Annotated in this window: 24 protein-coding genes; 10 read left to right on the top strand and 14 right to left on the bottom strand. The window is 63.5% G+C overall.

The features are described 5' to 3' along the window. The first annotated feature begins 10 nt into the window (after positions 1-10). Complete coding sequence (locus NKJ28_RS17230) at positions 11-343, top strand: hypothetical protein (RefSeq protein WP_352569718.1); 333 nt, start codon at positions 11-13, stop codon at positions 341-343. Between the two features lie 9 nt (positions 344-352). Continuing rightward, positions 353-868 (top strand): SixA phosphatase family protein, encoded by a 516-nt coding sequence (locus NKJ28_RS17225; RefSeq protein WP_352569716.1) that lies wholly within the window; start codon positions 353-355, stop codon positions 866-868. Between the two features lie 110 nt (positions 869-978). On the opposite strand, the gene NKJ28_RS17220 is transcribed toward NKJ28_RS17225, so the two are convergent. The 7 genes from NKJ28_RS17220 to NKJ28_RS17190 form a co-directional block, all read right to left on the bottom strand. Beyond that, positions 979-1,251, bottom strand: a complete 273-nt coding sequence (locus NKJ28_RS17220) for a DUF680 domain-containing protein (protein WP_352452971.1) — start codon at positions 1,249-1,251, stop codon at positions 979-981. A 276-nt stretch (positions 1,252-1,527) separates the two neighbouring features. Continuing rightward, positions 1,528-1,764, bottom strand: a complete 237-nt coding sequence (locus NKJ28_RS17215; protein ID WP_352452970.1) for a DUF680 domain-containing protein — start codon at positions 1,762-1,764, stop codon at positions 1,528-1,530. A 378-nt stretch (positions 1,765-2,142) separates the two neighbouring features. Next, positions 2,143-4,344, bottom strand: coding sequence for a cation:proton antiporter domain-containing protein (locus tag NKJ28_RS17210; protein ID WP_502898224.1), 2,202 nt, complete (start codon positions 4,342-4,344; stop codon positions 2,143-2,145). Positions 4,345-4,514: 170 nt separating this feature from the next. Next, positions 4,515-5,213 (bottom strand): DUF2270 domain-containing protein, encoded by a 699-nt coding sequence (locus NKJ28_RS17205; protein ID WP_352569713.1) that lies wholly within the window; start codon positions 5,211-5,213, stop codon positions 4,515-4,517. Between the two features lie 56 nt (positions 5,214-5,269). Further along, a complete protein-coding gene (locus tag NKJ28_RS17200) occupies positions 5,270-7,378 on the bottom strand; it encodes a molybdopterin-containing oxidoreductase family protein (RefSeq protein WP_352636523.1) in 2,109 nt (702 codons plus the stop codon). Between the two features lie 212 nt (positions 7,379-7,590). Next, entirely contained in the window at positions 7,591-9,468 is a 1,878-nt protein-coding gene (locus NKJ28_RS17195) for an ABC-F family ATP-binding cassette domain-containing protein (RefSeq protein ID WP_023677658.1), read from the bottom strand. Positions 9,469-9,927: 459 nt separating this feature from the next. Beyond that, positions 9,928-10,107 (bottom strand): hypothetical protein, encoded by a 180-nt coding sequence (locus tag NKJ28_RS17190; RefSeq protein ID WP_023677659.1) that lies wholly within the window; start codon positions 10,105-10,107, stop codon positions 9,928-9,930. Between the two features lie 132 nt (positions 10,108-10,239). Here NKJ28_RS17190 and NKJ28_RS17185 point away from each other — a divergent pair, with 132 nt between their 5' ends. The 3 genes from NKJ28_RS17185 to NKJ28_RS17175 all read left to right on the top strand — a co-directional run bounded on the left by NKJ28_RS17185 (position 10,240) and on the right by NKJ28_RS17175 (position 13,056). Next, entirely contained in the window at positions 10,240-10,413 is a 174-nt protein-coding gene (locus NKJ28_RS17185; protein WP_352636522.1) for a hypothetical protein, read from the top strand. A 94-nt stretch (positions 10,414-10,507) separates the two neighbouring features. Beyond that, the gene (locus NKJ28_RS17180; protein ID WP_352636521.1) at positions 10,508-12,589 is read left to right on the top strand and encodes an ATP-dependent helicase; all 2,082 of its coding nucleotides are present in this window, start codon (positions 10,508-10,510) and stop codon (positions 12,587-12,589) included. Positions 12,590-12,753: 164 nt separating this feature from the next. Further along, positions 12,754-13,056, top strand: a complete 303-nt coding sequence (locus NKJ28_RS17175; protein WP_023677662.1) for a DUF982 domain-containing protein — start codon at positions 12,754-12,756, stop codon at positions 13,054-13,056. 60 nt (positions 13,057-13,116) lie between these two features. Here NKJ28_RS17175 and NKJ28_RS17170 read toward each other — a convergent pair whose 3' ends face one another. Together NKJ28_RS17170 and NKJ28_RS17165 are read right to left on the bottom strand one after the other, a co-directional pair. Further along, the gene (locus tag NKJ28_RS17170; RefSeq protein ID WP_156937369.1) at positions 13,117-13,416 is read right to left on the bottom strand and encodes a hypothetical protein; all 300 of its coding nucleotides are present in this window, start codon (positions 13,414-13,416) and stop codon (positions 13,117-13,119) included. 14 nt (positions 13,417-13,430) lie between these two features. Further along, entirely contained in the window at positions 13,431-13,943 is a 513-nt protein-coding gene (locus NKJ28_RS17165; protein WP_352636520.1) for a DinB family protein, read from the bottom strand. A 73-nt stretch (positions 13,944-14,016) separates the two neighbouring features. On the opposite strand from NKJ28_RS17165, the gene NKJ28_RS17160 reads away from it, so the two are divergent. From NKJ28_RS17160 to NKJ28_RS17140, 5 genes are all read left to right on the top strand, one after another. After that, entirely contained in the window at positions 14,017-14,730 is a 714-nt protein-coding gene (locus tag NKJ28_RS17160; RefSeq protein WP_352636519.1) for a glutathione S-transferase family protein, read from the top strand. Between the two features lie 319 nt (positions 14,731-15,049). Then, the gene (gene bluB, locus NKJ28_RS17155; RefSeq protein WP_352636518.1) at positions 15,050-15,685 is read left to right on the top strand and encodes a 5,6-dimethylbenzimidazole synthase; all 636 of its coding nucleotides are present in this window, start codon (positions 15,050-15,052) and stop codon (positions 15,683-15,685) included. Between the two features lie 148 nt (positions 15,686-15,833). Next, on the top strand, positions 15,834-16,130 hold the full coding sequence (locus tag NKJ28_RS17150) for a DUF1905 domain-containing protein (RefSeq protein WP_352636517.1): 297 nt from the start codon (positions 15,834-15,836) through the stop codon (positions 16,128-16,130). Positions 16,131-16,375: 245 nt separating this feature from the next. Further along, complete coding sequence (ndk, locus tag NKJ28_RS17145) at positions 16,376-16,798, top strand: nucleoside-diphosphate kinase (protein ID WP_023677669.1); 423 nt, start codon at positions 16,376-16,378, stop codon at positions 16,796-16,798. 259 nt (positions 16,799-17,057) lie between these two features. Next, positions 17,058-17,666, top strand: coding sequence for a class I SAM-dependent methyltransferase (locus NKJ28_RS17140; RefSeq protein ID WP_352636516.1), 609 nt, complete (start codon positions 17,058-17,060; stop codon positions 17,664-17,666). A gap of 71 nt (positions 17,667-17,737) precedes the next feature. Here NKJ28_RS17140 and NKJ28_RS17135 read toward each other — a convergent pair whose 3' ends face one another. The 5 genes from NKJ28_RS17135 to pgsA all read right to left on the bottom strand — a co-directional run bounded on the left by NKJ28_RS17135 (position 17,738) and on the right by pgsA (position 20,392). After that, entirely contained in the window at positions 17,738-18,007 is a 270-nt protein-coding gene (locus NKJ28_RS17135; protein ID WP_023677671.1) for a hypothetical protein, read from the bottom strand. A gap of 193 nt (positions 18,008-18,200) precedes the next feature. Beyond that, the gene (locus NKJ28_RS17130; protein ID WP_352636515.1) at positions 18,201-18,968 is read right to left on the bottom strand and encodes a YbaY family lipoprotein; all 768 of its coding nucleotides are present in this window, start codon (positions 18,966-18,968) and stop codon (positions 18,201-18,203) included. Positions 18,969-19,053: 85 nt separating this feature from the next. Next, positions 19,054-19,533 carry a molybdenum cofactor biosynthesis protein MoaE gene (locus tag NKJ28_RS17125; protein ID WP_352636514.1) on the bottom strand — a complete coding sequence of 160 codons (480 nt, stop codon included), beginning with the start codon at positions 19,531-19,533 and terminating at the stop codon, positions 19,054-19,056. Between the two features lie 3 nt (positions 19,534-19,536). Beyond that, positions 19,537-19,794, bottom strand: coding sequence for a molybdopterin converting factor subunit 1 (moaD, locus tag NKJ28_RS17120; RefSeq protein ID WP_352636513.1), 258 nt, complete (start codon positions 19,792-19,794; stop codon positions 19,537-19,539). Position 19,795: 1 nt separating this feature from the next. Next, the gene (pgsA, locus tag NKJ28_RS17115; protein WP_352481786.1) at positions 19,796-20,392 is read right to left on the bottom strand and encodes a CDP-diacylglycerol--glycerol-3-phosphate 3-phosphatidyltransferase; all 597 of its coding nucleotides are present in this window, start codon (positions 20,390-20,392) and stop codon (positions 19,796-19,798) included. Between the last annotated feature and the right edge of the window lie 45 nt (positions 20,393-20,437).

The raw sequence follows: 20,437 nt of genomic DNA, 5'->3' as shown, positions 1-20,437 counted from the left end.
GAATAGATCAATGGACGTTTTCGACAGCGCGATCCGGACAAAGCGTGATCTCGCCGGCGTCTTCGAGTACGACGAGGCGGACGATCCGAAAAGTGCCACGGCATATTTTTATCTCTGTCGGATCGAGGACGGACGAGTAGGTCCCGTCGTCGGTGCAATTCACCTTCGATCGGGCGATTGGGCCATCACTGAAGCAGACATTTTGGTCAGATGGGATAAAGATGAACGGCATGTAGGCCTGTTCATCTTTGGTGCGCTTTGGGCGAGTTTTGATACCGCCATGGGCACAAAACATGGCGGCGGCTATGGGAAAGACTTTCAGCCGGACATCTCTTGGACTTGAATTGAATCCATGAAGCAACTGCTGCTCCTGCGTCACGCCAAGTCGAGTTGGGACGATCCCGACCTCATCGACTTCGACCGGCCGCTGTCCGCGCGCGGGCTGAAGGCAGCACCACTGGTCGGGCGCGAACTGGCCCGGCGCGGCTGGCTGCCGGAGTTGGCGCTGGTGTCGCCGGCACTGCGCACCCGCGACACATGGCGGCTGGTCTCGGCGGAATTGCCGGCGAAGGTGCAGGCCAAATCTGCCCAGGCGCTTTACGAGGCAGCAGCGGCGGACATCCTCGCCAAGGTGCGGCAAGTGAAGGCGGGGACCGGAACGCTGCTGGTGCTTGGCCACAATCCCGGGTTGGAGGAGTTCGCGCGCGGTCTTGCCGGGGCTGGATCTGATGAAGCGGCGCTGAAAAAACTGGCGGAAAAATTCCCGACCGCGGCCCTGGCTCGGTTCGACGTCGATGGCGATTGGGCCGGTCTCACCTTCGGCAGCGCCCGGCTGACGCACTGCATTTGGCCGAAGGATCTTCGCTAGGGACTGCCTGACAGGCCGGGGGATCGCCGACCTTTCGGCCAAACCCGGCTTCGCACAAACAAAAGCGGCGGGCCCACCCCCCCGCTCTTCGTGCTCCGGGGTTTGAGGAACTATCGGCCCCAGTTGCCCCGGCCAGATTGGGGCACTACGGGTTGATCAGTGCCGAACCGGGTCGTCGCCTCGGTGTCGACGGCGTTGTGCTCGGCCGTCAGCGGCTTGCGGATGGAACCGGTAAACCCGCTGTCGATGGTGCCGACAGGCGCGTTGCCAACAGGCGCGGCCGGCTGGTTGACGCCGTCCGAACCATAGTGATCACTGCCTGCAAAGGCGCTGCCCGTGGCGACGAGGACGATGGTGGCGACGGTAAGAGCAATCTTGGTCATTTCAGGTACTCCAGTGTACTGGTCATTCGTGAGTTGTCGTTGCTTTCGACGCATTCGAGATGAGAGCGCTGTCCGCGCCGACGAATACGCACCCGGCTTTTTCCGATGTGCACGTTGCTGGACGATTTCAGCAACCGAGATTGTGGCTACAGATGAAACCTGCAGATCAACGTATTCGATTGGCGCAGGATGCTATTCGGCGCACACGCCCGTTGATACGCGAAAGCAAGAGTAGCGGGCCAAGCCCGCCGCTCTTTGTGTTGCGGGCCGTGATAATCAGCGGCCCCAGATGCCTTGGCCGGATTCAGGCGCCACCGACTCGGAGGTTATCTTGGCACCGGTACGCTCGGAAGTAACTGGCTTGCGGATCGAACCGGTGAAGGTGTTGTCGACGTTGGCAGCAGCAGCAGCGGCCGGCTGGTTGACGTTGTCCGAGCCATAATGGTCGCTGCCGGCAAAAGCAGTGCCGGTGGCAACGAGGATGGCGGCGGCGGTAAGAGCGAGCTTGGTCATTTCGGGTACTCCGGTAGTTCTTTAGTCTGTCCGTCAAGTGGCGTGCCTCGGGAGGAATTCGCGTCGCTCGGACCACCCCGAGATGGGTCGGCAAGCCTGTCGTTTCCAATCACGAAAATTTTGTACGGGTGCGCCAAATTGGCCGCTTGAAATTCGACATGCAGCTCCTTGTGCCACAATGTTCTTCTTTCTTTTCAACTAGTTATGCGGTCAGTGGTGATTTGCCGCGCGAACATTCTTTGAGCCGGCGTTCGCCCTTTCCTGTACTCTCTGTCAACAGAACCGAACCGTTCGGTTCGAGCTCTTTTACGTTTGGCTGATCAGCGCTTTCAGAGGCTCGATCGACATTCCTGCCGACGGATCAATGCGCCGTGAAATTCACGCTGCCAGTTCAGCGCCAGCGGCGTCATGCTTGGGCCGCGCGCTGGCCAGAAGCACCACGGGGCAATTGCAGGCGGCTAAAACAGCGCCGGCGGTTTCGCCGAAGAACAGGTCCTCGCCCGGACGTTGAGTGACGCCCATCACGACGATCGCCGCGCCTTTGGCCGCCTCCCGGGTGATCGCCTTGTCGGGTGTGACGCGGGTATGGAACGCGGTGTCGATATGCAGGCCGTAGCGGCCCGCCAGATCGGCGATGTCTTTCAGCACGGCCTCTTCGCGGCTATGTGACACCGATGTCGACCTGCGGCCCTTGGCCGCCTTTTGCGAGACGTAGAGAACCTTGATCCGCGCCCGGTTTGGACGGGCCAGCGCCAGCGCCAAGTCGGCGGCGCGACGCGCCACCTGGGTACCGTTGACGGGGACGAGAATGCTGGTGCCGGCCTTCAGCGTCGGCATCTTTTCGCCAGCATTGCCGCCGTTCAGGACCAGGCAAAGCGGGCCGTCAAATCCCGCGGCAATGTCGTTGAGGGCCGGCGCGAAGGCGCCATCGGCGGTCAGCACATCGTCAAGGCCGACCAGCAACAGGCCGTATCCCTTGCGGGCCTCTTCGGCGATCGTCTCACCCGTGGCTTCCAATTCGGTGCGGGCCGTCAGATGGACTTTGTCGACAAGCGTATCTTCGATCCGTTTCACCGCCTGAGCGCTCTTTTTTGCGCCCTTCTTGATTTCCTGCAGGGCGCGCTCCTGTCCTTTGCTGTCGGTTGGCCTGTCAATTCGGCCGTCCTTCGGCTGAAGCAAGGTGGTGGGCATGCCGCTGCCTCCGCCGACCAGTCCGGCGAGATATGCAGTGAACTTGCCGATCCTGCTGTCGTCGACCAGCACCAGCAGCCTCTCCAGCCTGGAAATGAAGCCGTATTCGTCCAACGCCTCGCGCTCGACACGCTGCTGCTCGTCGTGCCCAACCGGCAGCCGGCCGAGCGCCCAGCGCAGCATCGGCGGCATGGCCAGCGTGGTGATCACGGCCATGGTAACGATCATGGTGAAGAGATTGTGCGACAGGATGTTCATCGACAGGCCGATGCTGGCGACGATGACCTCGGTCGAGCCGCGCGCGTTCATGGCACTGCCGACGGCGATTGCTTCCTTGAACGACATGGCGGCGAGCCTGGCGCCGATGAAGGCGCCGCCAAACTTGCCGATGCTGGCGATGACCACGAGAGCGCCCGTCAGCATGGCAAGCGTCGGATCGGCAAGCACGGTGAGATCGGCGGAAAGCCCCGCCATGCCGAAGAAGATCGGCATGAACAGCGCGGTGATGACGCCGCGAAGTTGGCCTTCGATATGGCTAGAGAGGATGGGCGATTCCCCGACAAGGATACCGGCGACGAACGCCCCCAGCACGGTATGGACGCCTATCATGTTGGTGATCAGCGCCATCACGCCCATGATGATGAGGATCATGGTGATCACCGCAAACTCGCTGCGGAATTGATCGTTGGTCCAGCGGATCAAGGTGAAGACAAGACGGCGGCCGATGGTGAAGGAGAACACCATGAACAGTGCCACTGCGGCGATGGTGGTCACCAGCGGCGCGAACTGCAGCCTGCCATTGGTGGCGATGCCGAAGGTTACGGCGATGATAAGCCAGCCGATCGTGTCCTCGATAATCGCCGAGGAAATAATCACCTGTCCGAGGTTGCGGCGCATGAAGTTCATCTCGCGCACCACCATGGCGACGACCTTGACCGACGAGATCGACAGCGCGGTGCCCAGGAACAGCCCGGCGACGGTGCGCTGCGTCGGGTCAGCCAGCAATGCGTCCGGCAGGAATTGCGCCAGCGCGAAACCGAAGATGAAGGGCACCACGACGCCGGTCGCCGAAATGGAAAAACAGGCCGCGCCAACCCGGCGCACCAGCCGCAGGTCGGTCTCCATGCCGGTCAGCAAAAGCAGCATCAGGATGCCGAGCTGCGAGACGGCGTCGATCATGCCCTTTTGCGCAGGATCACTGGGAAAGATCAGGTGCTGGGCCGACGGCCACAGCCAGCCGAACAGCGAAGGACCGAGCAGGATGCCGCCGATCAGTTGGCCCATGATTGCCGGCTGGCCATAACGCTGCAGCACTTCGCCCAGGCCGCGCCCAACAAGCAGCAGAAGCACGATCTCGGCGACGAAAGCGCCTTCGCCCGAACCACCCATGCCGGAGGCCCGGGTACCGGCAACGAGCGTCTCCGCTGCCCAGGCCGCGCCCGCGGGGACGAAAGCGCAAACCAGCAGTGTCAGGCTGGAACGTGTCGGAGCCTGCCAAGCCATGAAACCCCCATCGCCCAATGCACGTGTCCAACAACGCGCGACAGGGCGTTGCGTTGCTAGACGTGGACGTCACCGAAGGAGAGTTCGCCGTCGTCGCTCTCTGTCAGAAAGGCTGTCACCAGCAGGCCTGCATAGAGGACGGCGACCAGCACGACGATGGCGCCACCAGGAACGGGACCCAGGGCAGCACTGGTGACGGCCTCACGCATCGACCCGACGAAGCCGATGCGGACGCCTTCGGCCAGAAGACTGGGGGTCGACAGTTTGAGGATCCAGGCCAGCAGCAGAATCAGCAGCATGTAAATGTAATTGCGACGCAGGCGGCGCGCCAAAGCCACGCGTTGCGAAATCAGGAATTTCGGCGCGCGCAGGCTCTCGCCGACGATCAACAGCCAATCGGACGCGAAGTCCGGCTGCGGCGAGAATATCTGCGCGAAATAGTGCCGTTCGAACTGGCGCACGCGAGCCCGATAGAAGTCGAAGAAGCGATATCGGCGGGCCTCTATCCACAGCAGCAGCAGAACAAGCAGCATGGCAAACAGCAGCACGCCATGGTGAGCGCTGGCTGTCGAAAGCGAAACGGACAGCATGGCTGCGACAACGGTTATCGCCCAGTTGCTCGTCCGGTCCAGGCGGTCGCGCCACCCAGCCATGCGCGCAATCTCGGCGCGATGAAAGTGGGACATCGTGGTTACGAGTTCGCCGGACGACAGTGTCCTTCCGATGGGATCCGGCGCCGGCAACACTTCTGCCATGACAATGCCTCCACCCGCCACGCGAAAACGGCCGGATGGAGATATCGTTCCGACGCTCAATCCGCCGGGCGCAGCCAGACCTTGTTGTCGTGGAAGGCGGCGCCGCCATAGGGCGCCGGCGCATCGGCGCCGGTCAGCACGTTGATGCCCTCGCCGCGCTCATGGGCGCTGTTGGGCCAGATGCCTTCGGCGACTACGACGCCGCGCTTGATGCCGTCGAACAGTTTTGCGTGCAGCACCACTTCGCCACGCTGGTTGCCGACCTCGATGCGGCCACCGTCGGCGACGCCGAGTGCCGCCGCATCATCGGGATGCACGAGCAGCTCCGGCCGGCGCTCTTTTGCCTGCGACACCGGCGTTTCGGCAAAGGTCGAATTGAGGAAATTGCGCGCCGGCGAGGTGGTCAGCCGGAACGGGTGCGCCGCGTCCGCCACCTCGATCAGGTCGACGTGATCGGGAAATTCCGGCAGCCGCTGCACAGGCCCGAAGAGGCCCATGCTTTTCGGCGGCCGGTTGGGCGCTGCCTGCCCGGTCCAGTTGGCGCGGAAATGGAACTTCTTGTCGGCATGGCCGAAGCCAGTGATGAAATGCGCGGCCTCGAAATCCGGCTGCAGGTCGACCCATTTGTCTTCCTTCAGACTGTCGAAACTGCCCAGCCCGCGCTTGCCCAGGATGATGTCGATGTGCTGCTGTTCTGTCAGGCCGAAGCCCGGCATGTCGGCAACGCCGAGGCGCTTGCCCAACTCCTCGACAACGAAATGGTTGGTGCGCGGGCCTTCCGGCGGGTCGATCAGCTTCGGCCCGAGTGTGATATGCTGGTTGCCGCCGCCCTTGTAGACGTCGTCATGCTCGAGAAACATCGTCGCCGGCAGCACCACATCGGCGAGCTTGGCGGTGTCGGTCATGAACTGCTCGTGCACGCAGGAAAACAGATCGTCGCGCAGAAAACCTTGCTTCACCAGCCGCTGCTCCGGCGCGACATTGACCGGATTGGTGTTCTGGATCAGCAGCGCCGTCACCGGCGGGCCGCCATAGAGCGCATCCTCAGCCCCGGTCAGCACCGGGCCGATGCGCGAATGATCGAGATGACGGATCGCGGGGTCGCGCATCCGCGTGCCTTCGAGCAGTTCCTGGTTGAGCTTGAAGATGCCCGAATTGGTATGGAAGGCGCCGCCTCCCTCATACTGCCAGCAGCCGGTGACCGCCGCGATCGAGGCTGCGGCATGCATGTTGACCGAACCGTTGCGCTGCCGCGAAAAACCGTAGCCGAGGCGGAAATAGGTCTTCTTCGTCGTGCCGACGAGGCGGGCGAAGGCCTCGATTTCGTCGACGGAAAGCCCGGTGATGTCAGCGGCCCATTGCGGCGTCCGCGTCTTGAGATGCGCTTCCAGACCGTGCGGATCGTCGGTGTATTTTTCTAGATAGGCGCGGTCGGCCATGCCGTCACGGAACAGCACGTGCATCACCGCGCAGGCCAGCGCGCCGTCGGTGCCGGGCTTCAGCACCAGGCCGAGATCGGCCTGCTTCATCGTTGCATTTTCGTAGACGTCGATGACGACGATCTTGGCGCCGCGTTCCTTGCGCGCCTTGATGGCGTGGGTCATGACGTTGACCTGCGTGACCACGGCGTTGGTGCCCCAGATCACCACGCAGTCGGACTTTGCCATTTCGCGCGGGTCGGGGCCGCGCAGCGCGCCGGCGCCCATCATCCAGCCGGTCCAGGCCAGATTGGTGCAGATCGAACCGAAGAAGCCGGAGTATTTCTTGGCGTGCCTGAGCCGCTCGATGCCGTCGCGCTGCACCAGCCCCATGGTGCCGGCATAGTAATAGGGCCAGACCGTCTCCGAGCCGTATTTTGCCTCCGCCGCGATGAATTTTTCAGCGACCAGATCGAGCGCCGCCTCCCAGCTCGCTTCCTTCCAGGCGCCGTCGCCCTTGGCGCCGGCCCGGACCAGCGGCTTCAGCAGGCGGTCGGGATGATGGACGCGATCGGCGTAACGGGCGACCTTGGCGCAGATGACGCCGGCCGTATAGCTGTTGGCCTTGGCGCCATGGACGCGGCCGATGCGCCTGGCGTCGAGCAGTTCGACCTCGAGCGCGCAGGTCGACGGACAATCATGCGGACAGGCCGAATGGCCGATTTTGAGTTTGGCATGCTGATTCATGGGGTCAAACTAGCTGCTTTGGACAACCAGGTGTAGGGCCAGATGACGAGCCAATCTCCCCCCAAGTGGGGGAGATGTCCGGCAGGACAGAGGGGGGCGTGAAGGATCGCAACGTCGTCGGTGTGACTCGCTCTTGATCAAACTCCAACGACCGGCGGCTCCAAATGGCTGTCAGGCTGGCGGGAACCCACGAGCGGGGAGATTACGCTCTCCTACTCCGCCGTGCCTTCCTCGTACTCCGCCGACATCGACAGCCATTTTTCCTCATGGCCGGCCAGCTGTTGCGCAAGTTGTGAGCGCTCCTTGGCCAGCCTTGTCGCGGTCGAGGGGTCCTTTTCGTAGACGGCCGGATTGGCGAGCTCGTCCTCGATCAGGTCGATGCGCTTGCGGAGGCGGTCCATCAGCGCTTCGGTGGCGCGGATTTCCTTGGCCAGCGGCTCGAAGGCGGCGCGGCGCGCGGCTGCATCGCGGCGGCGGTCGGCCTTCGACGCTTTGTCCGCCTCGCGCTTGCCGCGGCGGTCGCCGGAGACGCCGGTGACCAGCGTCTTGTAATCCTCGAGATCGCCGTCATACGGATTAACCGCGCCGTCCTTGACCAGCCACAGCCGGTCGGCGGTCGCTTCGAGCAGATGGCGGTCGTGCGAGATCAGGATGACCGCGCCGGGAAAATCGTTCAGCGCATGGATCAGCGATTCACGGCTGTCGATATCAAGATGGTTGGTCGGCTCGTCGAGGATGAACAGGTTCGGCCCCTCGAAGGCCGACAGGCCCATCAGGAGCCGCGCCTTTTCGCCGCCAGACAGATCCTTGGCGGCGGTATTCATCTTTTCGGTGGTCAGGCCGAACTGGGCGACGCGGCCGCGCACCTTGGATTCCGGCGCCTCCGGCATCAGCCGGCGGACATGCTCATAGGCGTTTTCGTCGGGCCTGAGGTCGTCGAGCTGGTGCTGGGCGAAGATTGCTACCTTCAGCCCGGGCGCCACCGTCATGCTGCCGGTCTCCGGCTTCAGCCGGCTGGCCAAAAGCTTGGCGAAAGTCGACTTGCCGTTGCCGTTGGCGCCGAGCAGCGCGATGCGATCGTCGGCATCGATGCGCAGCGTCATCTTCTTCAGGATCGGCTCGCCCTCGGTGTAGCCGACGTTGACGTTGTTCAGCGCAATGATCGGCGAGGCCACCGACTTCACCGGCTCCGGAAAGGAGAACGGCCGCACCGCGTCGTTCACGATCGCGGCGATCGGCTTCATCTTCTCCAATGCCTTGATGCGCGACTGCGCCTGCCTCGCCTTCGACGCCTTGGCGCGGAAGCGCTCGACGAAGGATTCCATGTGCTTGCGCGCGGCTTCCTGCTTGACGCGGCCCTTCTCCTGCAATTCGCGCTGCTCGGTGTATTGACGCTCGAACTGGTCGTAGCCGCCGCGCCAGAAGGTCAGCTTCTTCTGGTCGAGATGGACGATCGAGTTGACGGCGCGGTTGAGCAGGTCGCGATCGTGCGAAATCAGCAGCACGGTGTGCGGGTATTTCGACACGTAGTTTTCCAGCCACAGCGTGCCTTCGAGATCGAGATAATTGGTCGGCTCGTCGAGCAGCAGCAGATCGGGCTCGGCAAACAACACGGCGGCCAGCGCGACGCGCATGCGCCAGCCACCGGAGAAGGACGAGGCCGGGCGCCGCTGCGCGGCATCGTCGAAGCCGAGGCCGGCGAGAATGGTGGCCGCGCGTGACTCGGCCGAGTGCGCATCGATATCGGCCAGCCGCATGTGGATGTCGGCGATGCGGTGCGGATCGGTCGCCGTCTTTTCCTCTTCGAGCAGTGCACTCCGCTCAAGGTCGGCCTTGAGCACGATCTCGATCAGCGGCTCCTCGGTGCCCGGCGCTTCCTGCGCGACCTGGCCGATGCGCGTGTTTTTGGGCAGGCTGATCGAGCCGGTTTCGGAGGCGAGGTCGCCGGTGATCGCCTTGAACAGGGTCGTCTTGCCGGTGCCGTTGCGGCCGACAAGGCCAGCCTTGCTGCCGGCCGGCAAGGTCAGTGAGGCATGGTCGAGAAGCAGGCGTCCGGCCATGCGGAGCGAAAGGTCGTTGATGATCAGCATGGCCGGGCTTTTGCACGGGACAACCATGCTTCGCAAGGGCTTGAGCCCCGGTTCGCCGCATAAGCCGCGAAAACCGACAAGCAAGTCAGCGGCCGCGCCGCGACTTCCCGCAAAACGCAAAAAGAACCCGCTATCCTGAGGGGGGACAAGGAGAGCGGGCTCTTTCGTGAACGGCGGCCTTGGGAGCGTCCGATCGACATCCAAACACGCAGCAGCTTGGTTTGTTCCATGGGAAGAACGAACTATGTGATGAACAAACGCTGCTGTGGCCGGCAGGTTTGTCCACAGGAGCGTGCCGTCTGTACGCTATCGACCATGACGCTGCGGAAAGACTCGGCTATCCTTGGATGTGCGGCGGGCCTGATCTCCGCCTGGCCGGCGCCATCAGCTTCCTCCCAAGCGGCGCCGGCCACCTTCCTTGACCGGCGCCGCTTGCCCGATCGACGCCATTTGAGGCGGTCATTGTTTCGGCGGCGTGCCGGGCTGATCGCCGCCGGTCGTCGACTTCGGCACCGGATTCTTGTCGACCTGCGGGTTCTGATCGACCGTGTCGCCAGGGGCCTTGGTCGGCTGGATGTTGTTGTCGCAACCCGCAACAGTCAGAGCTGCCATAAGCAGCAGGATTGAGCGCTTTTTCATCGCAGTCTCCTCTCGCCCGACAACGAGGCGTCGGCGATTTGGTTGCGCGGCCGGTGTCGTTCCTGCATTCGCCAAGGGGCCTGGGAACAAAATGCCGCGTCTCCGGTTGCTGCACAATCAATGGAGGATGGCATGATCCGTCTGCTCATCGCCGGGGCAATCGCCTATGTTGCCTATCGCGTCGCCAAGAAAGTGATCGACGAGGTGCCCGACGATTTTGATCCGCTGCTGTTGCCACCGCCACAGGACGATCGCGAGGCGCTGCGGCGGCAATCGGCAAGGATGGGCGTCGAGCCCGAGCGTTAGTCGACAGGCCTGCCCGCAAGGCTTCTTCGTTCACGAGCCCTATTCCGGCTCCGCAAACCGTTGCGAACAAAGCAGAAACGATGCTTGATGGGCGATGAACCTCGCCGCCCGTGATTCGTCCTTCCAGCCGGCCTATCTGGCGAAGCTCAACGCCGAGCAGCGGCTTGCCGTCGAACATGGCGACGGCAAGATCGCCGGGCCGTTGCTGGTGATTGCCGGCGCCGGCTCCGGCAAGACCAACACGCTGGCGCACCGGGTCGCGCATCTGATCGTCAGGGGTGCCGACCCGCGCCGCATCCTTTTGATGACATTTTCGCGCCGTGCCGCAGCGGAAATGGCCAAGCGGGTCGAGCGCATCGCCGGCGAGGTGCTGGGGCGCGATGCCTCGGTGATTACCGATGCGCTGAGCTGGGCCGGCACGTTCCACGGCATCGGCGCCAGGCTGCTGCGCGATTATGCGCTGGAGATCGGTCTCGATCCGGCCTTCACCATCCACGATCGCGAGGATTCCGCCGACCTGATGAACCTCGCCCGCCACGAGCTTGGGTTTTCGAAGACCGAAGCCCGCTTCCCGACCAAGGGCACCTGCCTGGCGATCTATTCGCGCGCCGTCAACGCACAGGCGCCGCTCGGCGAGGTGCTGGGTTCGGTGTTCCCGTGGTGCGCCGGCTGGGCCGAACAGCTGAAGCAATTGTTCGCCCGATATGTCGAGGCCAAGCAGGCGCAGAACGTGCTCGATTACGACGACCTGCTGCTCTACTGGGCGCAGATGGCCGGCGAGCCGGAAATCGCCGCGCATCTGGGTGCGCGTTTCGACCATGTGCTGGTCGATGAATACCAGGACACCAACCGGCTGCAGGCATCGATCCTGACGGCGCTCAAGCCCGACGGATCTGGGCTGACGGTGGTCGGCGACGACGCGCAGTCGATCTATTCGTTCCGCGCCGCGGAAGTGCGCAATATCCTGGATTTTCCCAAGCAGTTCGCGCAGCCGGCGGAAGTCGTCATGTTGGAGCGCAATTACCGCTCGACCGAGACCATCCTGGCAGCCGCCAATGCGGTAATCGGCGAAGCGTCGGAACGTTTCACCAAAAATCTCTGGACCGAGCGCAAATCTGCGGAAAAGCCGAAGCTGGTCAGCGTGCGCGACGAGACCGAGCAGGCGAGCTACGTCTGCCAGGCGATACTCACCGAACGCGAGGCCGGCACCGTTCTCAAAGCACAGGCGGTGCTGTTTCGCGCCTCCCACCATAGCGGCCCGCTGGAGATCGAGCTGACGCGCCGCAACATCCCCTTCGTCAAGTTCGGCGGGCTGAAATTTCTCGATGCAGCTCACGTCAAGGACTTGCTGGCCGTACTGCGCTTTGCCGAAAACCCGCGCGACCGCGTCGCCGGCTTTCGCGTGCTGCAACTTCTGCCGGGCATCGGCCCTTCGGCCGCCAATGCGATCGTCGAGACCATGGCAAATTCGCTTGACGAGACGATGGGGCTTGCCCGCTATCGGCCGCCGCAGCGTGCCGCCGACGACTGGCCGGGCTTTGTCGCGCTCTATAGCGGCCTGCGCGCCGGCGCGCAAAAATGGCCGGCCGACATCGAACAGGTCAGGCTCTGGTACGAGCCGCATCTGGAACGTATCCACGAGGATGCAACGACGCGCCGGGCCGATCTCCTGCAGCTCGAGCAGATCGCTTCCGGCTATGCGTCGCGCGAGCGCTTCCTCACCGAGCTGACACTCGATCCGCCGGACGCGACCAGCGACGAGGCCGGCCCGCCGCACCGCGACGAGGATTATCTGATCCTGTCGACGATCCATTCGGCCAAGGGCCAGGAGTGGAAGAACGTCTTCGTGCTCAACACCGTCGACGGCTGCATCCCGATCGATCTCGGCGTCGGCAGCAAGGAGGACGTCGACGAGGAGCGGCGGCTGCTCTACGTGGCGATGACGCGGGCCAAGGACAGCCTGCACCTGGTCATGCCGCATCGCTTTTTCGTCCACGGCCAGGCGGCGCGCGGCGACCGCCATGTCTATGCCTCGCGCACGCGCTTCATCCCGCGCTCTATCCTCGGCGCCTTCGAGCAGGTGGCATGGTCCAGCGTCCAGGCCAGAGACGATCCGCGCCGCCAGCCGCAGGTGCGTGTCGACCTCGGCGCCCGCATGCGCGGCATGTGGAAATAGGCACCCGCCTCGACGTCGGCGCTGCTCGCCCGGCGACCGCTCCCAGAGCCGGCGAAAAAACAATCCCGGCAACATGGAACCTCGCGCCGTGATCCGCGTTTCTGCCCGACCCCCAGACCGGAGAACGGCGTCCGCCGTGACCTCCGCCCATTCGAGAGGCCAGAATGCACGACAGGACGTTTTCCACCCCGGTCGCCCTAACTGTTGGCGCCGGCTACAAGCGTACGATCGCTTCGTTCTCCGAGATGCACGAATTCCTGACCGAGTTCCCGCCTTCGCGCCGCCGGCTGAGCTATGGCGCCGCGGTAAAGGCCTGCGAGGCGGCACGTGCCGGCGATATCTCGGCCGAAGCGGCACGCGACGCCCTGATCACCTTCGCCGTGACGGCAGGCATCCTCTGGCCGGCCGCCCAGCCGGCAGTCTCGGTCAAGCCGGTCGCCCGGGGCCTCGGCGGCTACGCCGCCTGACAAGACTCTTCGTCATCATGGCCGGCCGGATTCCGGTCATCAGTGCTGGCCCGGCGGATCCTAAATCAGCTGCCTTCTGATGCTCATCCGGGTGACCGCGGTCACAAGAATGGCGCCGATCATGAAATAGATGGTCGCGACAATGTCGCCCTGGTGGAAATAATAACCGGAGTTGAGAAGCGCCAGGACCACGGCGAAGAACGCCACAAGGCGCAAGGGTTCATTGGGCATGCGTGCCAATTCTCGCTGTTGCTGCTGAATGCTGCTGAAGCGGCCGCCCTCACGACCGTGCGCTCCATAAAATGTTTTGGCGCGTTTTGCAATCTCGGCAGATCGTCCTCTATCCACCGTCCGCTTCACCAGCCGCCCCAGGTTCAGGCGAAAGCCCTGCCCTCCTCGCTGCGCTGGAACATCGTCAGGTCCAGTCCGAGGCTTGGCTTGCCCAGAATGGTCAGGATCGCATGCGCCTGGCCGCGGTGGTGGGTCTGGTGGTTGAAGAAGTGGTCGAGCGCCGGCGCCAGCCGCTGCGAGACGGTGCGCATATCCGAGACGGTCATGTAGGAGAAGCGGCCCGACAGCGCCTTGTCGCTCAGGCCGTCGACCCAGTCGATGATCCGTTTGTCCTCGGCCTCGCGCGCCAGCCGCAAGCCTGGCAAGGCGCGGCGCAGGATCGTGTCGAGCCTTGCCGGCGCGTCGCCCTCGCCGGTGAAGCGTTTCATCCAGATACGGTCGGCTGCCAGGAGGTGGTTGAGCGTTCCCATCATCGAACCGAAGAAGACGCCGATATTGCGGTCGAACTCTTCCTCATCGAGATCGGCGGCGGAATCGTAGATGCGGCCGTTGGCCCATTGATTGTAGGCCGCAAACATCCTGAAATGCTGTTTCATTTTCTCTCGACCTGCGAGACCCCCTGCGCGGGTCCGTTTCGGCCATAGTTAGACTGCAAGGACGCTGCCGCCAATGACCATTCTGCTCTATGACCTTGTCGGCCGCGATGCCGCCCGCCCATTCAGCCCACATTGCTGGAAGGCGGCGATGGCGCTGGCCCACAAAGGGCTCGACATCACCAGCGTGCCGACCCGTTTCCTCGAAGTGCCGAAGGTGGAAGGCGGCGTCTCGAAGCTCGTTCCGGTGATCCGCGACGGCGAGACGGTGGTCGCCGATTCCTTCGCTATCGCGCTCTATCTCGAGGAGGCCTATCCCGAGCGGCCGACATTGTTTTCCGGCGACGGCGGTAAGGCGACGGCGCGCTTCATCGAACGCTGGTCGCAGCTGACCATCCATCCCTACGTCACCACCGCTGCGATACTGGACCTGCACGCCATGCAGGACGAGGCGAACGCCGCCTATTTCCGGCAGAACCGCGAGCAGCGCTTCGGCAAGCGCCTGGAGGCGGTTTACGCCACCCGCGACGGCGGGCTCGCCGGCTTCCGCGCCTCGCTGGAGCCGCTGCGCTCGATGCTTGGCTATCAGCCCTCCATCGGCGGCCGGTCGCCGCTATTTGCCGACTACATCGTTTTCGGCGCGCTGCAATGGGCGCGCATCGCCACGCCCTACCGGCTGCTCGACGACAGCGATGTCGTGGCGCAATGGTTCGAACGATGCCTCGATCTGCATGGCGGCCTCGGCCGCAACGTCGCGGCGGCAGCGATCTCCCGCCTTGAGGCCCCTTGAGGGGTGAAATCGGCAGTTTTCATCGGATGCGCCACATTTTGTTCTTGCTTTGTGCCGGCAGCTATGCTACTAATCTCGATATGGTGATGATTCGCACCGACGCCCCGCCCGGCCTGCCGAGGCGGGTTTTGTTTTGCCGATCGAGGTCCACGGCGTTGCCGGCAGGGACGTCGTCCGGCCTTAGCTGAAAGTTGCCAGCCGGCGAAATGCGACAATGCGGTAGACGAAGTGTCGCTCGAAGCGCCTCATCAGCGCCTGGATCGAAGCAAACAAGACGAACATCCGGCGAACCGGGCAATCACAACAAAGGCAGCGCGCCATGATCGCAAACCCAGATTTCCCGGCCGATTTTCGCGCTGCGCTCGCCAACCTCTTCCTGTGGCGGCGCGACGTCAGGCGATTCAAGCCGACGCCGCTCCCCGATGGAGCGCTGGAGCGGCTGCTCGAGCTTGCCAGCGCCGCACCGTCCGTCGGGCTGAGCCAGCCCTGGCGCTTCGTCGTCGCCGAGAGCGAAGCATGCCGCGCCGCCGTCAGGGCCTGCTTCGAGCGCTGCAACGCGGAGGCACTCCAAAGCTTTTGCGGTGAACGCGCCGCCCTGTATTCGCGCCTGAAGCTTGCCGGCCTGAATGAGGCGCCCTGCCAGCTTGCGGTTTTCGCCGACCGCGCAACCGAGCAAGGGCATGGGCTTGGCCGCCTGACCATGCCAGCCACCATAGACTATTCCGCTGTCATGGCGGTCCACACGATGTGGCTGGCGGCGCGCGCCGACGGAATAGGCATGGGCTGGGTCTCGATCCTCGATCCGGCCGAGGTGGCGACGATCATGGACGTGCCGGCGGAGTGGACGCTGATCGGCTATTTCTGCGTCGGCTACCCCAGCGAGAACCACAGCGTGCCGGAACTGGAACGGGAAGGCTGGGAGGTCCGGCGCGCTTCGATCGTGATAAGGCGGTAGTGCAACGGCGGCGCTGCCATCCTCTTTGCGCTCCTCCCCTTGCAGGGCAGAATGGATATTCTGGATGATTTCGCCGATCGTCAGCATCGCCAACAAGAGACCGTGGCAAGGCCAGTCGTGACGGCCTTGATCTGAGGAAGGGCATTGAATGTTTCGCTGCGACGTGCAGGCCGAGATCTGGGTCTATCCGGGCAAGGGCGGCTGGCATTTCGTGACGCTGCCGCCGGAGCTTGGAGCCCGGATCAAGACGGCGATGGTGGGGATGGCAAGGCCCTGGGGCTCGCTTGGCGTGGAAGCCGTCGTCGGCCAGACCAGATGGCGGACATCGCTGTTTCCCGACAAGAAATCCGGCAGCCTGCTCTTGCCGATCAAGACCGCGGTGCGGGTCCGCGAAGGCCTCGGAGCTGGCGACACGGCAAACCTGACGATCGAGATGCAGTTATGACGACGTTGGGTCAGGCTGACGACGACGCGCTATAGGGCGGCCAGTCGATCGGACCCAAAGTGAGTACCGGTTTCTGGAAAATCCGATGCTCAGCAAAAAGATGGAGCGGCGGCATGGTTCGACTTGAAAGTCCGCCGCCCCAGCGCAGAAATGCGCGCTGCACCGGCCTCCCCTTGGCAAGCCGGCGGGCGGCTTGTATAGAGCCCGCCACCCTCAATTCCACTCTCCATCACAAGGACGATCCCATGGCGCTCGAACGCACTTTTTCCATGATCAAGCCGGACGCGACCCGTCGCAATCTCACCGGCGCTATCACCAAGATACTGGAAGATGCCGGCCTGCGCGTCGTCGCTTCGCGCCGGGTGTGGATGAGCCGCCGCGAGGCGGAAGGTTTCTATGCCGTCCACAAGGAGCGTCCGTTCTTCGGCGAGCTGGTCGAATCCATGTCGTCGGGCCCGACAGTCGTGCAGGTACTAGAAGGCGAGAACGCCATTGCCAAGAACCGCGAAGTGATGGGCGCCACCAATCCGGCAAGCGCAGCCGAAGGCACCATCCGCAAGCTGCACGCGCTGTCGATCGGCGAGAATTCCGTGCATGGTTCCGATGCGCCGGAAACCGCCGCGCAGGAGATCAAATACTGGTTCTCGGACACCGAGATCGTCGGCTGAGCCGGCATCCCGAACCCCATCAAGAAGGCCGGCACAACGCCGGCCTTTTTTGCTAAAGCGCGTCGCGTTCGACCGGCCTTCTGCGACGCGCGTCAGGTTTCTTGTCTTGATGCATGTCGGTATCGCAAAAACCGCTGCACAGTTTTGCGCGACATGCAGTAGCCGACATTTTCAGCTTCAGGCTCCTCGACGGGTCACGGGTGCGTTAAGCTCGGAGGGGCGGATCAAACGCGGTCCCGACAATGGAGCCGACCAGGCCATGACCAGCACCATTCCCGGTTTCTTCCAAGGCACCGAAATGCCAACCGGCGGCTGGTGGGAAGCGCTGTGGCCCGAGCCCGCCAGCGTCCTGGCGGCGGTCGGCATGAAGCCCGGCACGGACGTGGTCGATCTCTGCTGCGGCGACGGCTGGTTCACGCTGCCAATCGCCAGGGTCGCCCGTCATGTGATCGCCATCGACATCGATGCCGATCTGCTCGACGTCGCCAGGCGGCGGCTGGCCGAAGGAGGCGCGGGCAATTGCGAGTTTTTGGCGGGCGACGCCTATGAACTTGCCAGGCTGGTGCCTCAAACCGTCGACTTCGTCTTTATCGCCAACGCTTTCCACGGCGTTCCGGATCGGCCGCGCCTTGCCCGCGCCGTGCGCGCGACGCTTGGCCCTGCCGGTCGTTTTGCCATCGTCAACTGGCACCAGTATCCGCGCGAGCAAACCACGGTCCTGGGCGAGCCGCGCGGGCCAAAGACCGAGCTGAGGCTGTCACCCGAACAGACCACCGCGTCGGTGGAAGCGAGCGGGTTCAAGCTCGCCGAGCTGGTTGATGTGCCGCCCTATCATTATGGCGCGGTATTCAAACTCGCGACAAATTGACAATGCCTGGTGTAGGCGGTCGTCGCCCGATAGATCTCGCCCGCCGCCCCCTAGCGGCGGGTTCTGCCAGTCTATTTCGCCTCGCGTTCCTTCACGTTCGCATGTTCGTTCGCCGCTTCCGTGTCGGTGGACGGGGTCTTGGTCTCTTCACCTGAAAACGGGCTGCCCTGCCCCGGTGCGAGATCGCCGCTATGGCCGGCCTTGTTGGTCTGGAACGGTTGGCTGTCCGCTTTGAGACCGTGGTCAAGAGCATTGACGAGATGGTCGTCCGCCTTGGCAAGGCCGGTAAAGGCAAGGAGCGATGCACCGGTGGCGGCAAGGATAAGCGTATGCGTTTTCATGTCTGGACTCCTTTGAGTTAAGGCCAGAACGAGCCGCAGCCATTCTGGCGGCTTCAACGAAGGGACAAACGTCCCTTTTGCCTTACCCGCCATTTATGAAGAACTAACGCGCCCCCTGCCCGGCCTATTCCCGCTGAAACACAACGTGATCGGCATGCAGCTGCCGCAGAGAGTAATCGGCTTGGGTGATGCGCTAGCTCGCGGCGTTGAAGCGCAGAATGTCGCGGCCGCCGCTGTCAATGATGACAAGCTTGCCGGCGTCGACGTGGTAGGATGCCGCTTTGGCCAGCGCCTCGAACAGCGCCTTTTCCTCGGCCATGACCTGAGGCGCGCAGGCCTTGAAGGTCGAGCCGATGTCGCTGATGGCGATCGTCGAGCCGTCTACCTTGGCAGTGGCGAAATAGACGTTGCAAGGGCCGCTGCCGCCGGCCTTGCCGGCTTCGCTGATCCGGAATGTCGCCCGCGGCTCGGCAATCACGCCGACACCGTCGATATATTCGACCAGCCAGCTTTGGCCGAACACCGAGGCTGCCGCCGGCGCATCGCTCGGCGCCGCCATTTTCAGCATGATGGTCTGTGGCGCGTCGCTGAGCGGGTCGACCTGGTGGCGCGCATCTGTGACGAACAGCAGCCGGTCGTCGACAGTGATGCGCGCCTGCAGCGCGTAGGTCATATCAGGCCGGATCACCTGCGGATCGAAGCTGATCTCGAACTTGATCGGCACCTGGCCGGCCGGCACCACCTTGCGCTCACCGATGATTGCGGCCGGCGCGTCGGCCAGCGACACGTCGGCAAGCTGCACGGAAAGCACGGCATTGGGCGGCAGCGCGATGCGCTCGCGATAGATCACCTCGCCCTTGAGGGACCTTTCGGCAGCCGCGGAACGATCCGGAACGGCCAATATGCCGACGGCCAGCGGCACCAGCCCGAAGATGAAGAACTCGGCGATCCTGTCCAGCATGATCCTGCTCCCCTTCCGGCGAAGGGTCTCGCAGGATTGCGGTCAATGAATGGCTGGCCGGGTATGGGCATGGCTGTCCAGGGATTTATTTGGACGGCTGTTGCTTCCAGCGCCCCGCCGCCTTGTCGTCGGCCTCCTTGGCGTCGACCCAGCCGCCTTCAGAACCGTCGCTATGGTGTTCCTTTTTCCAGAACGGCGCGCGTGATTTCAAATAGTCCATCAGGAAATTCGCGGCCTCGAACGCCGCCTGCCGGTGGGCGGAAGCCGCCACCACCAGCACGATGTTTTCGCCGGGCGCGATCTTGCCGTGGCGATGGATGACGGTGAGCCCCTGCAGCGGCCAGCGCTCGATTGCCTCGCCGGCGATGCGGGATATCTCGGCTTCCGCCATGCCGGGATAATGTTCGAGCTCGAGCGCCGAGAGCCTGCCTTGCTCGTCGCGGCAAAGGCCGGAGAAGGTCACCACAGCGCCGATATCGTTGCGACCCCTGGTCAGCCTGGCGATCTCGGCGGCGACGTCGAAATCCTCCGCCTGGATGCGCACGACCGGCACCACCGCGGACATGGTTCAGCCACCGGTCATCGGCGGGAACAGCGCGATCTCGCGCGCGCCGGCGATCTTCTCGCGGTGCTCGACATGTTCCTGGTTGATGGCGACGCGGATCACGTCAGGATATTGCAGCGCGTTCTCGTACTCCTCGCCGCGCGATTTCAGCCAGCGCAACAGGTCGGCGACCGTTTCGATGCCAGCCGGCAGGTCGACGTCCTCCTCCGGTCTGCCGATCCGCTCGCGCACCCAGGCGAAATAGATGAGCTTCGTCGACATGTTACTCGTCCATGATGTGCTTGAGGCCGGCGCGGAAATAGTCGTAGCCGGTGTAGAGCGTCACCAGGGCTGCGATCCACAGCAGCACCAGCCCGGTCTGGGTGGTCAGCGGGAAGATCTTGTCACCGGCGGGACCTGCAAGCAGGAAGGCGATGGCGATCATCTGGATGGTGGTCTTCCATTTGGCGAGCTGCGTCACCGGCACCGAGACCTTCAAGGCCGCCAGATATTCGCGCAGGCCCGAGACCAGGATCTCGCGGCACAGGATGATGATCGCCGCCCACAGCGACCAGCCGGCGATGCCGGCATGGCGGTCGGTGTCGGCGGCAAGCAGCAGCAGGCAAGTGGCGACGAGCAGCTTGTCGGCGATCGGGTCGAGCATCTTGCCGATGTTGGAGGTCTGCTGCCAGGCGCGCGCCAGATAGCCGTCGAAGTAATCGGTGATCGAGGCGAGCAGGAAAATGATGAGCGCCGACCAGCGCGCGAAGTCGCTCGATTTCAGATGCCCTTCCAGGAAGAAGCACAGCACCACCAGCGGCACCGCCAGGATGCGGGCATAAGTGAGCATGTTGGGCAGGTTGAATGCGCGCTGAGCCATGTTTTGGGAACTCTTTCTGCCTGCTTAGTCAAATCAGAAGCGAAT

The organism is Mesorhizobium sp. M0145, from assembly GCF_040322355.1.
Taxonomy (GTDB): Bacteria; Pseudomonadota; Alphaproteobacteria; order Rhizobiales; family Rhizobiaceae; genus Mesorhizobium.
Note: the sequence above shows the minus strand (reverse complement) of the source record. Positions and strands in the feature narration are given on the sequence as shown.

What these genes read in the sequence shown, in the direction of transcription:
- NKJ28_RS17230 (WP_352569718.1), top strand. Translation starts at nt 11, where the DNA reads ATGGACGTTTTCGACAGCGCGATCCGGACAAAGCGTGATCTCGCCGGC.
- NKJ28_RS17225 (WP_352569716.1), top strand. Translation starts at nt 353, where the DNA reads ATGAAGCAACTGCTGCTCCTGCGTCACGCCAAGTCGAGTTGGGACGAT.
- NKJ28_RS17220 (WP_352452971.1), bottom strand. Translation starts at nt 1,251, where the DNA reads ATGACCAAGATTGCTCTTACCGTCGCCACCATCGTCCTCGTCGCCACG.
- NKJ28_RS17215 (WP_352452970.1), bottom strand. Translation starts at nt 1,764, where the DNA reads ATGACCAAGCTCGCTCTTACCGCCGCCGCCATCCTCGTTGCCACCGGC.
- NKJ28_RS17210 (WP_502898224.1), bottom strand. Translation starts at nt 4,344, where the DNA reads ATGGGTGGTTCGGGCGAAGGCGCTTTCGTCGCCGAGATCGTGCTTCTG.
- NKJ28_RS17205 (WP_352569713.1), bottom strand. Translation starts at nt 5,213, where the DNA reads ATGGCAGAAGTGTTGCCGGCGCCGGATCCCATCGGAAGGACACTGTCG.
- NKJ28_RS17200 (WP_352636523.1), bottom strand. Translation starts at nt 7,378, where the DNA reads ATGAATCAGCATGCCAAACTCAAAATCGGCCATTCGGCCTGTCCGCAT.
- NKJ28_RS17195 (WP_023677658.1), bottom strand. Translation starts at nt 9,468, where the DNA reads ATGCTGATCATCAACGACCTTTCGCTCCGCATGGCCGGACGCCTGCTT.
- NKJ28_RS17190 (WP_023677659.1), bottom strand. Translation starts at nt 10,107, where the DNA reads ATGAAAAAGCGCTCAATCCTGCTGCTTATGGCAGCTCTGACTGTTGCG.
- NKJ28_RS17185 (WP_352636522.1), top strand. Translation starts at nt 10,240, where the DNA reads ATGATCCGTCTGCTCATCGCCGGGGCAATCGCCTATGTTGCCTATCGC.
- NKJ28_RS17180 (WP_352636521.1), top strand. Translation starts at nt 10,508, where the DNA reads ATGAACCTCGCCGCCCGTGATTCGTCCTTCCAGCCGGCCTATCTGGCG.
- NKJ28_RS17175 (WP_023677662.1), top strand. Translation starts at nt 12,754, where the DNA reads ATGCACGACAGGACGTTTTCCACCCCGGTCGCCCTAACTGTTGGCGCC.
- NKJ28_RS17165 (WP_352636520.1), bottom strand. Translation starts at nt 13,943, where the DNA reads ATGAAACAGCATTTCAGGATGTTTGCGGCCTACAATCAATGGGCCAAC.
- NKJ28_RS17160 (WP_352636519.1), top strand. Translation starts at nt 14,017, where the DNA reads ATGACCATTCTGCTCTATGACCTTGTCGGCCGCGATGCCGCCCGCCCA.
- bluB (WP_352636518.1), top strand. Translation starts at nt 15,050, where the DNA reads ATGATCGCAAACCCAGATTTCCCGGCCGATTTTCGCGCTGCGCTCGCC.
- NKJ28_RS17150 (WP_352636517.1), top strand. Translation starts at nt 15,834, where the DNA reads ATGTTTCGCTGCGACGTGCAGGCCGAGATCTGGGTCTATCCGGGCAAG.
- ndk (WP_023677669.1), top strand. Translation starts at nt 16,376, where the DNA reads ATGGCGCTCGAACGCACTTTTTCCATGATCAAGCCGGACGCGACCCGT.
- NKJ28_RS17140 (WP_352636516.1), top strand. Translation starts at nt 17,058, where the DNA reads ATGACCAGCACCATTCCCGGTTTCTTCCAAGGCACCGAAATGCCAACC.
- NKJ28_RS17135 (WP_023677671.1), bottom strand. Translation starts at nt 18,007, where the DNA reads ATGAAAACGCATACGCTTATCCTTGCCGCCACCGGTGCATCGCTCCTT.
- NKJ28_RS17130 (WP_352636515.1), bottom strand. Translation starts at nt 18,968, where the DNA reads ATGCTGGACAGGATCGCCGAGTTCTTCATCTTCGGGCTGGTGCCGCTG.
- NKJ28_RS17125 (WP_352636514.1), bottom strand. Translation starts at nt 19,533, where the DNA reads ATGTCCGCGGTGGTGCCGGTCGTGCGCATCCAGGCGGAGGATTTCGAC.
- moaD (WP_352636513.1), bottom strand. Translation starts at nt 19,794, where the DNA reads ATGTCGACGAAGCTCATCTATTTCGCCTGGGTGCGCGAGCGGATCGGC.
- pgsA (WP_352481786.1), bottom strand. Translation starts at nt 20,392, where the DNA reads ATGGCTCAGCGCGCATTCAACCTGCCCAACATGCTCACTTATGCCCGC.